This is a genomic window from uncultured Kriegella sp., from assembly GCF_963975415.1.
Lineage (GTDB): Bacteria > Bacteroidota > Bacteroidia > Flavobacteriales > Flavobacteriaceae > Kriegella.
The window spans coordinates 675,165-687,674 of record NZ_CAXBGN010000001.1; the positions used below are offsets into that span (position 1 = coordinate 675,165).

At 39.8% G+C, this 12,510-nt stretch carries 12 protein-coding genes; 8 read left to right on the top strand and 4 right to left on the bottom strand.

Going from position 1 to position 12,510, the window contains the following annotated elements; all coding sequences use genetic code 11:
* Positions 1-135 precede the first annotated feature (135 nt).
* The 3 genes from mtaB to AACZ88_RS02800 form a co-directional block, all read right to left on the bottom strand.
* Positions 136-1,464, bottom strand: coding sequence for a tRNA (N(6)-L-threonylcarbamoyladenosine(37)-C(2))-methylthiotransferase MtaB (gene mtaB, locus AACZ88_RS02790; protein ID WP_339705844.1), 1,329 nt, complete (start codon positions 1,462-1,464; stop codon positions 136-138).
* A gap of 25 nt (positions 1,465-1,489) precedes the next feature.
* Complete coding sequence (locus AACZ88_RS02795) at positions 1,490-2,665, bottom strand: GlmU family protein (protein ID WP_339705847.1); 1,176 nt, start codon at positions 2,663-2,665, stop codon at positions 1,490-1,492.
* Between the two features lie 84 nt (positions 2,666-2,749).
* On the bottom strand, positions 2,750-3,061 hold the full coding sequence (locus AACZ88_RS02800; RefSeq protein WP_339705850.1) for a type B 50S ribosomal protein L31: 312 nt from the start codon (positions 3,059-3,061) through the stop codon (positions 2,750-2,752).
* 183 nt (positions 3,062-3,244) lie between these two features.
* On the opposite strand from AACZ88_RS02800, the gene AACZ88_RS02805 reads away from it, so the two are divergent.
* From AACZ88_RS02805 to AACZ88_RS02835, 7 genes are all read left to right on the top strand, one after another.
* Positions 3,245-3,766: a DUF4199 domain-containing protein gene (locus tag AACZ88_RS02805; protein WP_339705853.1), complete on the top strand. Its 522-nt coding sequence runs from the start codon at positions 3,245-3,247 to the stop codon at positions 3,764-3,766.
* A gap of 123 nt (positions 3,767-3,889) precedes the next feature.
* Positions 3,890-4,864, top strand: coding sequence for a glycosyltransferase family 2 protein (locus AACZ88_RS02810; RefSeq protein ID WP_339705856.1), 975 nt, complete (start codon positions 3,890-3,892; stop codon positions 4,862-4,864).
* Between the two features lie 28 nt (positions 4,865-4,892).
* Positions 4,893-6,602, top strand: a complete 1,710-nt coding sequence (locus AACZ88_RS02815) for a phospho-sugar mutase (RefSeq protein WP_339705859.1) — start codon at positions 4,893-4,895, stop codon at positions 6,600-6,602.
* Entirely contained in the window at positions 6,602-8,431 is a 1,830-nt protein-coding gene (locus tag AACZ88_RS02820; RefSeq protein WP_339705862.1) for an ABC transporter ATP-binding protein, read from the top strand. The genes AACZ88_RS02815 and AACZ88_RS02820 overlap by 1 nt, the downstream gene beginning before the upstream one ends.
* Before the next feature lie 132 nt (positions 8,432-8,563).
* Positions 8,564-9,106, top strand: coding sequence for an RNA polymerase sigma factor (locus AACZ88_RS02825; RefSeq protein ID WP_339705865.1), 543 nt, complete (start codon positions 8,564-8,566; stop codon positions 9,104-9,106).
* Positions 9,107-9,139: 33 nt separating this feature from the next.
* Positions 9,140-9,664 carry a hypothetical protein gene (locus AACZ88_RS02830; protein WP_339705868.1) on the top strand — a complete coding sequence of 175 codons (525 nt, stop codon included), beginning with the start codon at positions 9,140-9,142 and terminating at the stop codon, positions 9,662-9,664.
* On the top strand, positions 9,657-10,115 hold the full coding sequence (locus AACZ88_RS02835; protein ID WP_339705870.1) for a hypothetical protein: 459 nt from the start codon (positions 9,657-9,659) through the stop codon (positions 10,113-10,115). Before AACZ88_RS02830 ends, AACZ88_RS02835 begins: the two co-directional genes overlap by 8 nt.
* Before the next feature lie 27 nt (positions 10,116-10,142).
* Here AACZ88_RS02835 and AACZ88_RS02840 read toward each other — a convergent pair whose 3' ends face one another.
* Positions 10,143-11,177, bottom strand: a complete 1,035-nt coding sequence (locus tag AACZ88_RS02840) for an oxidoreductase (protein ID WP_339705873.1) — start codon at positions 11,175-11,177, stop codon at positions 10,143-10,145.
* Positions 11,178-11,249: 72 nt separating this feature from the next.
* Here AACZ88_RS02840 and AACZ88_RS02845 point away from each other — a divergent pair, with 72 nt between their 5' ends.
* Complete coding sequence (locus AACZ88_RS02845) at positions 11,250-12,461, top strand: methyltransferase domain-containing protein (protein ID WP_339705875.1); 1,212 nt, start codon at positions 11,250-11,252, stop codon at positions 12,459-12,461.
* Positions 12,462-12,510: the final 49 nt, after the last annotated feature.

Consider the following 12,510-nt stretch of genomic DNA (forward strand, 5'->3'; position numbering starts at 1 on the left):
TCAAGCCCTAACAAATGTTAGGGTTTTTTTTGCTTTCTCTTTTCGTAGTATCTATTTAGAATACAAGACCATATTGCAACAAAAACCATTGATTCTTCACTTTCTTATGGTCTTATAACAAATAGGAAATACAGCCTATATTCCAACATCCTCTTTAACAAAATCGAACCGTACAAGCCCATCTTCATCGATTTCGGTAAGCACAATTTCGTGCAAGGTATTTATTAACTCCGGATTCCAAGGTGCTTTTACCTTTACGTAATTCTCGGTAAATCCGTGAATATAACCCTCCTTGTTCTCTCCTTCGAAGAGCACCGTTCTCTCAGTGCCTATTTGACTTTCATAAAAGGCCCTTCGCTTTTTGACCGATAACCCTCTTAGCATTCTGCTTCGCTTGTTTCTCACGTTTTTTGGAACCCTCCCCTCCATACTAGCGGCCGGAGTATTATCACGTTCGGAATAGGTAAATACATGAAGATAGGAAATATCGAGTTCATTAAGAAAATGGTAGGTTTCCAAAAAGTGTTCATCCGTTTCTCCTGGGAACCCCACGATGACATCAACCCCGATACAGGCATTCGGCATCACCTGCTTTATTTTATTCACCCTATCAATATAGAGGTGCGTCAAGTAACGCCTACGCATTAATTTTAGAATCACATCGCTACCACTCTGTAAAGGAATGTGAAAATGAGGAACGAAAGAGTTACTTTGTGCCACAAAATCAATGGTCTCGTTTTTTAAGAGATTAGGCTCAATAGATGATATTCTCAACCTATGAATACCCTCTACCCTGTCTAAAGCCTGCACCAAGTCTAAAAAGGTATGTTCGTGTTTTTTGTTACCAAACTCCCCTTTGCCATAATCACCAATGTTTACACCGGTCAAAACGATTTCCTTAATATCTTTAGCTGATATTTCAGCGGCATTTTTTAAAACGTTCCGAAGGGTATCGCTACGCGAAATTCCACGTGCCAAGGGAATTGTACAATACGTACATTTATAATCACAACCATCTTGCACCTTAAGAAAAGCTCGCGTACGATCGCCGATAGCATAACTACCGACATAAAAATCAGCTTCTGCTATTTCACAGGAATGTATCTCTCCAAAATCATTTTTCGTTAAATCATTGATATAGTCGGTAATCTTGAATTTTTCGGTAGCCCCTAAAACGAGGTCGACACCATCAACCACAGCCAAGTCTTCTGGTTTCAATTGGGCGTAGCAACCAATGGCGGCAACAAAGGCATCGGCGTTTTTCTTTTGGGCCTGCTTTACGATCGTCTTAAAACGTTTATCGGCGTTCTCCGTAACCGAACAGGTATTGATTACGTACATATCTGCCGGTTCAGAAAAATCAACCCGCTCAAACCCCTCTTCAACAAAACCTCGTGCTATGGTAGAAGTTTCGGAAAAGTTGAGTTTACAACCCAAAGTATAAAACGCCACTTTTTTCTTCATATGCTGTTTCACCGGTTATTCAATATTAATAATTACGCCACTTTTTAGTAAGCTTGAATACATGTTCTAAAATACGGGCTTCTTTATCATCAAACTCGACTCCTCTTCGGGCCATCATCACCTTAGCCGCCTCAAAAGCCTTGGAGGTAGCGTAGGCCGAAAACCCCGAGGCACCACCCCAACTAAAACTTGGCACGAAATTTCGAGGAAAGCCCGGCACATAAATATTACAGTTTACCCCTATTACCGTACCGGTATTGAACATGGTATTAATGGCGCTTTTACTATGATCTCCCATCATAAGTCCACAGAACTGCAACCCTGTTTGTTCAAAACTTTCGGTAGCGTAATTCCATAAACGTACTTTGGCATAATTGTTCTTTAGATTTGAATTATTGGAATCGGCGCCAATGTTGCACCACTCCCCCAATACGGCGTTTCCTAAATACCCCTCGTGACCTTTACTCGAATAGCCGAAAATAACGGCATTACTTATTTCTCCACATACTTTACTGTGCGGCCCCACAGTAGTCGCTCCGTATATTTTCGCTCCCATTTTCACCACCGCATTATTACAGAGTGCAAAATTGCCACGAATTAAATTTCCTTCCCAAACTTCAGAATCCTTTCCCAAATAAATAGGGCCGTCTGTAGCATTGAGAATACTATACTCAACCGTTGCACCTTCCTCCGCAAAAATTATATCCGGATTAATAAGCGTGTTGGTCGCAGAAATAGGAGCACTCTTCCTACCCTTTGTAATAAAGTCAAAATCAGCTTGTATGGCTTCTTCATTTTTAGAAAAGATATCCCAAGTGTTTACAATTCGAAGCATACTATATTCAAAATCAAGTCGTTCGTATGCTTCAAAATCAAAATCTTGCGGCTCAGTCTTCGAAGAAAAAGCAAGCACCTCTTTTCCACAATAAGCTACTTGACCTTCACGCAAACTTTGAATAAGCTCAACAGATCTAGCTGTAGGTAAAAACGAAGCGTTGATGAATATATTCGAATCCTTTAAGATTAATGGATATTTCTCAGAAAGATAGGCTTCTGTTAGCGTCGAAGTTTTTAGGTCTAAATATTTTTCCCATTTTTCGCGAATGGTTAAAATTCCCACTCTAATATCGGCAACGGGCCTCGTAAAGGTAAATGGCAAAAGATTGTTTCTAACCTTTCCGTCAAAAAGGATGTAGTTCATCTTGTAGTCAGATTTTGAACAAAATTAAAAAAATAACGCCCCCGAGGTCATCGGAGGCGCAATTTTATATTTTATCAGGAAATCTTACTCTCCTTTTGCTTCTGTCTTCTGAGCCTTATCTTCTTCCTTTTTTGCAGCAGGAGCGGGCTTTTTGAATTTTTGATACTTGTTCTTGAACTTATCGATACGACCGGCGGTATCCAAGAATTTAGCCTTACCAGTATAGAAAGGGTGTGAAGTTCTTGAAATTTCCAATTTTACCAATGGATACTCAACACCATCGACCTCTAAAGTCTCCTTGGTATTCGCTGTTGACTTGGTAACGAATACATCTTCGTTAGACATATCCTTAAAAGCTACCAGTCTATAATTTTCTGGGTGAATCCCTTTTTTCATTATAACAAATTTAACGCACCCATTCCGACAGGCGCTCATTTTAAGCCTGCAAATTTAATTATTTTTATTTAAACCACAATCTAAAATCATAAAAAGAAAATGAAAAACTTATCGCATTCAAATGTAACAAACTAACTTTGAAACCAACTAATTAATAACAACCTAAAAAAAATAAGTTTAAAGATGGAAGACATTCAACCAAAAACAGGAAAATACGCCCTAAACTTTGGCCTATTATTAGGTGGGGCATACGTTTTATTCGCGCTCATGCTCTTTTCCATGGAGATGCATTACGAACAAAGTTTTGCCATACAAGGTGTAAACATAGCTTTGGCTGCCGTGGCAATCGCACTAGGTATTGTACAATTCAAGAAAGCCAACCAAGGTTATCTAAAAATCTCGGAAGCCCTCAAAATTGGGGCGGGAACCGCACTCGTCGCAGGTATTATTGGGCTTGTTTATTTCTTTTTACTTTCCAATGTGATCGAACCGGATTTCATGGATAAGATGTATGAAATCGGAAAACAGAAAGCCCTGGTCGACAACCCGAAACTTACCGAAGAACAAATAGATAAAAGTATTGCCATGCAAAAAGACTTTGCTTGGATCACTTACCCTATAATGCTATTGATGCAAATTATTATAGGCTTGGTAATCGGATTAATCACTGGGCTTATTGCCAAAAAACAAAAACCTGATTATTAATATTCGTACTTTTGAACAGATTTTAACCCCATTCCTTATATTTGATTTTAAGGAGAAAATGTGATTGACGAACATTAGATCATTTGGCCCTGCCGAATGTAGTGCTCATTTCAGAAGTATTTCATGCAATTATCAATAGTAATTCCATTACTTAACGAAGAAGAATCTTTACAAGAATTATACGATTGGATCGCAAACGTAATGCGGTCCAATCGGTTTTCATATGAAATTCTATTTATTGATGATGGCAGTACCGATGGCTCGTGGAAACTCATTGCGAGACTTGCAAAGCAAGACGCCAATGTAAAGGGTATTCGGTTTCAACGGAATTTTGGAAAATCACAAGCGCTTCATGCAGGTTTCAAGTCGGCTCAAGGTGATGTGATCATTACTATGGATGCCGATTTGCAAGACAATCCCGAAGAGATTCCCGAATTGTACAAAATGATAGCGGCTGATGGTTTTGACCTTATTTCTGGCTGGAAGAAAAAAAGGTACGATTCTGTACTTTCTAAAAATATGCCCTCGAAACTTTTCAATTGGGCGGCACGAAAAACCTCCGGGGTAAAACTTCACGATTTCAATTGCGGACTGAAAGCTTTTAACCACGAAGTAATTAAGAGCATTGAGGTTTCGGGCGAAATGCATCGCTACATACCCGTTTTGGCAAAAAATGCAGGGTTTAGCAATATTGGGGAGAAAGTCGTTCAACATCAGGCCAGAAAACACGGTAAAACAAAATTTGGCATGGAACGATTTATCAACGGATTTTTAGACCTTATTACCATTTGGTTCGTTTCGAAATTTGGAAAGCGCCCCATGCACCTATTTGGGGCTTTGGGAGTACTTATGTTTATTATCGGTTTCGGATTTGCCGTATATTTGGGCATTGATAAGCTTTTTATCAATCCTACAGGGAGACTGATTACCCAGCGCCCTCAGTTTTTTATTGCACTTACAGCCATGATAATAGGTACCCAATTGTTTTTGTCAGGCTTTTTAGGAGAAATATTGGTGCGTTCACGAAAAAATGAATCACGCTATCTTATATCCGAAGAAATGAACCTAGAACCCAAAGAAGAGCAAATTTCTTCATAAATTTAAATTTTAAAATAATACACTATATATGGATGCCATACTAAACACCGCCAAAAGCTGGTTAACCGATTTTTTCGATCCAGCAGTTCAAAAGGAAGTTCAAAACTTAATCGATAACGACACTGAAGAACTGAAAGATCGTTTCTATAAGAATATGGAATTCGGTACGGGGGGAATGCGCGGTATTATGGGAGTTGGCACCAATAGAATCAACAAGTATACCCTAGGAAAAAGTACTCAGGGCTTGAGCAATTATTTAAAAAAGGTATATGCCGGCCAAGATTTACAGGTAGTCATCGCCTATGATTGTAGACATAACAGTGATACCCTTGCCAGAATTGTGGCAGAAGTATTTGCCGCCAATGGTATAAAAGTATTCTTGTTTTCTGAATTACGCACTACACCTGAACTTTCGTTTGCAGTTAGGCATTTAAACTGCCATGCCGGTATTGTTTTGACGGCGTCCCATAATCCGCCTGAATATAACGGCTATAAAGTATACTGGACAGATGGCGGACAAATTGTGCCCCCACAAGACGGCGAGATCATATCTGAAATCAATGCGCTTTCTTTTGAGGATATCAATTTTAATTCGAACGACGCTCTAATTGAATTGATCGACAAAGATGTCGATGAGGCCTTTATTGAAGCCTCTATCGCCAATGGAAACTTTGACGCCAAGGGCAAAGATGATTTTAAAATCGTCTTCACCTCACTTCACGGCACATCGATTACCGCTATTCCCGAAGTATTGAGTCGCGCCGGATACAAAAACGTAACCGTCATTGAAGCCCAGGCTAAACCTGACGGAGCATTTCCTACTGTGGTATCACCTAATCCCGAAGAACCCGAAGCTTTGTCAATGGCAGTAAAAAAAGCAGAGGAAATCAATGCTGATATGGTTGTAGGTACAGATCCCGACAGCGATCGTTTGGGTATTGCCGTTCGCAACTTGGAGGGAGAAATGGAAATCGTCAACGGTAATCAAGCGATGATCTTAATGACCAAGTTCTTATTGGAAAAACAAAAGGAAAAAGGTTTTAAAGGCAACGAATTTGTAGCGACTACCATTGTATCCACCCCAATGATGGAAGTGATGGCGGGCGCTTACGGCGTTGAATTCAAAACGGCACTTACCGGTTTTAAGTGGATCGGAAAAATGATCAAAGACTTCCCAGAATCTAGTTTTATCGGTGGAGGGGAAGAGAGTTTTGGGTACATGGTCGGCGACTTTGTGCGTGATAAAGATGCCGTAACCTCTACCCTACTTGCATGTGAAATAGCCGCACAGGCCAAGGCCAATGGCAGTTCATTCTACAAGGATCTTATCGATTGTTATGTACAATATGGATTCTATAAAGAGAAACTTATTTCTTTGACAAAGAAAGGAATGTCAGGTGCCGAAGAGATCAAACAAATGCTAGTTGATTTCAAGGAAAATCCTGTGGTTTCGGTTGCGGGCTCCAAGGTAAAATGGATTGAAGATTACAATACTTCCATTGCCAAAAACGTCATGACCGGGGAAGAAAGATCCATTGACATACCTAAAAGTAATGTTTTGATCTATGAAACCGAAGACGGCACCCGAATCGCGGCAAGACCCAGTGGAACAGAGCCCAAAGTTAAATTTTATATCAGCACCAATGCCAAATTGGGAAAAGCGGAAGATTTCAAAAAGGTCTCTCAAGAACTTGATGCTAAAATTGACCGTATTCTCAGTGAACTGAACTTGGGTTAATGAATTACTTTAAAAAGATTCTTCGCTTTGCGAAGCCCTACAAACTATATGCTATTTTAAATATTCTAGCGAATATTCTTTACGCTTTGTTTTCTACGTTGGCAATGGTTTCGTTGTTTCCAATGTTGGCCGTTCTTTTCAACCAAACAGAGCCGGTATTTGAAAAACCGCAATGGAACGGACTCTCCCAAGGCAAGGAGTATGTCATGGAATACCTGAATTTTTTTGTGACCGAAAGAAGTGAAGGCGGTAGCCCAGGTGATGCATTAATGCTCATGGTAGTACTGGTAATCACCATGTTCTTTTTGAAGAATTTTTTCGGCTATCTTGCCATGTATTTCATTACTTTTTTGCGAAATGGTGTGTTGAAAGATCTGCGCAACGAACTATATAACAAAACTATAGACCTGCCTATTTCCTATTATTCGGAAAAAAGAAAAGGTGATACTATAGCGCGTATAACGTCTGATGTACTCGAGATTCAGCATTCCTTTTTATCTATATTGGAACTTATTGTAAGGGAGCCCCTGACAATTATTTTCACAATCGCGGCCATGTTGTCCATTAGTCCGAAACTGACATTGTTCGTGTTTTTATTTCTACCTCTTTCCGGATTTTTAATTTCATTGATCGGAAAATCCCTAAAGCGAAAGTCCGATAAAGTTCAGAATGAGCAAGGTCAATTTTTATCCATTTTAGAAGAAACTTTAGGGGGACTAAGGGTAATCAAGGCCTTTAATGCAGAATCTAGATTTGCAAAGACTTTTCAGAATTCTACCAAAAGATTTTACAATTTTTCGAACAGCCTGCTCAACAGGCAAAATTTGGCATCTCCGACGAGTGAATTCTTTGGTATTGCCGCAATTGGCGTCATTCTTTGGTACGGTGGGCAAATGGTTCTTGTCGAAAAAACCCTGCAACCGGAACTCTTCATCACCTACATGGGGCTCGCGTATCAGATTCTAACCCCTGCTAAAGCTATTAGCAAAGCCTCTTATGGAGTCAAAAAGGGAAATGCAGCGGCAGAAAGGGTGCTTGAAATACTTGAAACTGAAAATCCGATAGTCGAGAAGAAAAATGCCTTGGTAAAAACCGATTTTGTCAATGGTATTTCCATAGAAAATGTTTCCTTTAAGTATGAGGATGATTTGGTCTTGAAAAATTTCAGTTTGAACGTTCCTAAAGGTGAGACAGTTGCTTTGGTGGGCCAGTCGGGAAGTGGCAAAAGCACGATAGCCAATCTCGTTACCCGTTTTTACGATGTTAACGATGGCGATATCAAAATCGACGGTACAAGTATCAAGGAATTTACAAAAAAATCGTTGCGCAATTTAATGGGGCTGGTAACACAAGACTCCATTCTGTTCAATGACACAGTGGCAAAGAACATCTCATTAGGAAAAGAAAATGCTTCTCAAGAAGAAATTATAGAAGCGGCCAAAATTGCCAATGCGCACGATTTTATTTCACAGCTTCCGCAAGGCTATAATACCAATATCGGAGATAGCGGTAATAAATTGAGCGGGGGACAAAAGCAACGTCTTTCAATAGCCAGGGCAGTACTGAAAAATCCGCCCATTATGATATTGGATGAAGCAACTTCAGCCTTGGATACAGAAAGTGAGCGTTTGGTTCAAGACGCGCTGGAGAAGATGATGAAAAGTAGAACATCAATCGTTATTGCCCATCGCTTGTCGACCATTCAAAATGCCCATACCATCGTAGTACTCCAAAAAGGGAAAATTGTAGAACAGGGTACCCATATCGAATTACTTGCTAAAAAAGGAGCATATAAAAAACTTGTCGACTTGCAGTCACTAGCCTCTTAGAATTCGCACCTATACGAAAGATCCTCTATCCCCAAAAAGGGAGAATCGTCTGTTGGGAGATGATTATTTTTCAACGGTCACTTAAACCTTTTTGCCTAACTTTAGTCAAAGAAATAACTTAAGTAAGACCTATTGATTGCCGAAAAAACTTTAGTAGAAGAACTACAGTCGAAAGAAACCCAATCACGGGCTTTCGAAGTGTTGGTAGACACCTATAAACAAAGGTTATATTGGCATATACGCCGAATTGTACTCAATCATGACGATGCCGATGACGTATTGCAAAATACGTTTATTAAAGTTTACAAAAATATAGATGGATTTAAAGGAGATAGCAAATTGTTTTCTTGGATGTACCGTATCGCCACCAATGAAGCCCTTAGTTTTCTTAAGAGTAAATCGAAAAAATTGGGAATCAGCGACGGGGAGCTACAAAACAACATGATCAATAACCTTCAAGCCGATATATATTTCGAAGGGGATGAAATCCAATTAAATTTACAAAGGGCAATTGCCACGCTACCTGAAAAGCAAAAATTGGTCTTCAACATGAAATATTTTGAAGAGCTTAAATATGAAAAAATGTCAGAGATATTAGGAACCTCTGTTGGAGCCTTAAAAGCCTCATATCACTTAGCAGTAAAGAAAATTGAAGAATACTTAAAGAACGATTAAACCTTTCAAGACATTGATAGTCAAATAAAAAGAATGAAAAAAGATAACCAAAATAACGATTTCAAAACCCCGGAAGGCTATTTCGAAAGCTTTTCCGAACGGCTTTTGGGCAGGTTATCCGATAATCAATCTGCCCAGAATGACCGCTTTCCCAAGAATGAGGGGTTTAAAGTTCCCGATGGTTATTTCGAAGGAGTTAATCAACGTATTCTTGAAAAATCAGTTCATTCTGAAACAAAAATAGTTCACCTAAGGTCTTTTAAAAAGTATTATGCGACCGCAGCTGCAGTGGCAGCTATAGTAACGCTGGCCTCTATATTTAATTGGAACGCCGCGAACGAAGTTAGTTTTGATAATATTGCCGATTCAGATATTGAAAATTATTTTGAGAATACCGATTTGGGGCTATCCACTTATGAACTTGCTGAATTGATTCCCGTTGATGAATTGGAATATGGAGATATGCTTGAAGGTCATCTAGACCAAGAAAATGTTTTAGATTACCTTAATGACAATATTGATGATTTTGAGGCACTAAATCTTGAAAACAATGAATAGATTGAAAAAAATAACAACACTTGCCATTTTGCTTACCGTATCATTATTCTATGGCCAAAAGAGCCAGCAAGACTGGGATAAGATCAAAGCTTTAAAAGTTGCCTTTATTACCGAACAGCTAAGCTTAACAAGTCAAGAAGCGCAGTCGTTTTGGCCTCTATACAATGAATATGAAGCAAGCCGATATGCATTACGGCGAAAAGAGCATAACCAAATACGCGATAAAATAAAAGATGCTTCGAACCTTTCGGAAAAGGCTGCTTCCGAGCTATTGGATCAATACCTTAGTTTTGAGGAAGAAGAGGAAGAATTGGACAAAATATTCCTTAAAAAAGCAGCTAAAATAATTTCTGCAAAAAAATCATTGCTATTAATTCGTTCCGAGGAAGAATTCAAAAGACAACTAATAAGACGGTACCATCAAAAAAAAGGTGACGGCAAGGGCAGGTAATTCCATTCTACGCGACAGAACACTACGTTATTTTGCACTAAATGTCAACTTTGCGATTCTACCTTTCCCCGCAGCATAAGCTACAGAGTCATTTAAAAATCGAAATGTAAAAAAGCTTTCTTCGGAAAGCTGTTGCCAACTACCCCCCATGTCGAAAGAATAGGAAATACCAGTAAATCCTAGAGCTACAACACCATTCCCTTTGGTATTGGGCACAAATTGAACACAACCCTTATAATTTGGGGCTTGACCATCGGAAATTAGCTGCCAAGTTTTCCCGCCATCTTTTGTCATGGCCTTATTGGCCCTGTTACTTTTCGGTTTGGTATAGTCACCACCCACGGCAATTCCTAAATTTTCATCCCAAAAATCTATAGAATATATCCCTTGGGTCTGGTGCTCTTTAACAATAGGGGTTTCAAAAACCTGCCAGGTCGTTCCCTTATCCGGCGAAAAATAAATACGGCTATTTGTCGTAGCTATCCATGTCTTTTCGCCTACCGTTTTAATATTGGTATTGCTAGCGGCAAAAGCCCCCTCGTCTTCCCCACTTTTTGGTAACTGGGAACATGGCACTTTTTCCCATGTATTTCCACCGTCCCTTGTAATAATGATCGACAGACATCCCTTCATGCTATCCCCCATTGCGATTCCTTCTTTGTCATTCCAAAAGGTCATGGCATCATAAAAAACCCCCTCATCCTCCTCTTTATATACAAGCTCCATTTTCCCACTGTCCCCCGTTTTATAGAGTAAGGCCGGATTGGCGATTGAAAGCATAAAGAAATCTGTCGAAGTATGCGCAACCGCCCTAAATTCTGGAATATTGGTATGGTACTTCTGAATATTCAGCCTCACTTTTCCTGTAGTAAGATCAATAGTGCCGAATGCCCCCTTATTGGCTGCAAAAGCAAGACTGTTCCCCATTATTTCAATAGCACGAATACTTAAGGAGTCTTCGAAAAGTGTTTCAACCTGTACCGATGTAAACGGTTCGTTTTTCTTATCCACGGAACAAGAAACAACCGCTAAAAGTATTAGAGCAATCAAGAAGTAGCGCATACGTATAAATTTCTTCAAAAATAAAGGGATTCCGCAGCAATACCATACCTTTACATCCTTAATTTTTTTTTAATGAAATTACATAGAAACTTAGTATTTGCCGTAGTCGATGCATTGAACTTGATTTTCAATGAGGGAGAATATGCCGATAAGGTCGTACAAAAAGTATTGAAATTTGATAAGCGCTGGGGCGCCCGCGATCGAGGGTTTATTGCTGAGACAACCTATGAAATGGTACGCTACAAAAGGTTATATGCCGAAATCGCCGACGTAAAAGCACCCTTCAGCAGGCCTGACTTGTTTCGTATGTGGGCCGTCTGGGCAGTGTTAAAAGGTATCAAGCTTCCCGATTGGAAACAAATCGAACCGACACCAGAGCGACGTATCAAGGGTAAATTTGATGAACTTTCCAAAATCAGAAAGTTCAGGGAAGCCGTTCCTGATTGGATCGACGAAGTTTGTGAAAAGGCTTTGGGCGATAAATTATGGTCAAAAGAGATAGCGGCACTAAACGAACCTGCTTCAGTTGTTTTGCGTACCAATACGTTGAAAATTAAAAAAGAGCAACTGCGCAAGGCACTTTTGGAAGAGGGAATAGTTGCCGAACCCGTGAAAGGATACCCGTTGGCATTACAATTACCCGAAAGGGCCAATGTCTTTGTTACCCAAGCCTTTAAAAACGGTTTTTTTGAGGTACAAGATGGCTCATCGCAATTGGTCGCTGAATTTTTAGATGTGAAGCCCGGCCAACGTGTTGTAGATACGTGTGCTGGTGCAGGGGGAAAATCACTGCATTTGGCCGCCCTAATGGAAAATAAAGGTCAATTGATTGCCATGGATATTTATGGCAGTAAATTGAAAGAATTAAAACGTCGGGCCCGAAGAAATGGCGCCCACAACATCGAACCCAGGGAAATTGACACCACAAAAGTATTTAAAAAACTCTATGGCACCGCAGATCGGGTGCTAATCGATGCCCCATGTACGGGACTTGGTGTTATTCGAAGAAATCCGGATACGAAATGGAAGTTACAACCCGATTTTCTGGAAAAAATTACCAAGACACAACAGGAAATTCTTCGTAGCTATAGTAAAATAGTCAAACCAGGTGGAAAAATGGTTTATGCCACCTGTTCTATCCTTCCGCAGGAAAACAGCGATCAAGTGGTCGCCTTTTTGGCCTCGGAAGAGGGTAAGGATTTTAAATTGGTCGAGGAAAAGAAAATTTACGCTTCCAAAAGCGGTTTTGATGGATTTTATATGGCCTTACTTCATAAAAATTAGGATTAAAAATTTGCTGGGCCTGAATAAGATTATCAACAATGTCGCCAGA

What these genes read in the sequence shown, in the direction of transcription:
- mtaB (WP_339705844.1), bottom strand. Translation starts at nt 1,464, where the DNA reads ATGAAGAAAAAAGTGGCGTTTTATACTTTGGGTTGTAAACTCAACTTT.
- AACZ88_RS02795 (WP_339705847.1), bottom strand. Translation starts at nt 2,665, where the DNA reads ATGAACTACATCCTTTTTGACGGAAAGGTTAGAAACAATCTTTTGCCA.
- AACZ88_RS02800 (WP_339705850.1), bottom strand. Translation starts at nt 3,061, where the DNA reads ATGAAAAAAGGGATTCACCCAGAAAATTATAGACTGGTAGCTTTTAAG.
- AACZ88_RS02805 (WP_339705853.1), top strand. Translation starts at nt 3,245, where the DNA reads ATGGAAGACATTCAACCAAAAACAGGAAAATACGCCCTAAACTTTGGC.
- AACZ88_RS02810 (WP_339705856.1), top strand. Translation starts at nt 3,890, where the DNA reads ATGCAATTATCAATAGTAATTCCATTACTTAACGAAGAAGAATCTTTA.
- AACZ88_RS02815 (WP_339705859.1), top strand. Translation starts at nt 4,893, where the DNA reads ATGGATGCCATACTAAACACCGCCAAAAGCTGGTTAACCGATTTTTTC.
- AACZ88_RS02820 (WP_339705862.1), top strand. Translation starts at nt 6,602, where the DNA reads ATGAATTACTTTAAAAAGATTCTTCGCTTTGCGAAGCCCTACAAACTA.
- AACZ88_RS02830 (WP_339705868.1), top strand. Translation starts at nt 9,140, where the DNA reads ATGAAAAAAGATAACCAAAATAACGATTTCAAAACCCCGGAAGGCTAT.
- AACZ88_RS02835 (WP_339705870.1), top strand. Translation starts at nt 9,657, where the DNA reads ATGAATAGATTGAAAAAAATAACAACACTTGCCATTTTGCTTACCGTA.
- AACZ88_RS02840 (WP_339705873.1), bottom strand. Translation starts at nt 11,177, where the DNA reads ATGCGCTACTTCTTGATTGCTCTAATACTTTTAGCGGTTGTTTCTTGT.
- AACZ88_RS02845 (WP_339705875.1), top strand. Translation starts at nt 11,250, where the DNA reads ATGAAATTACATAGAAACTTAGTATTTGCCGTAGTCGATGCATTGAAC.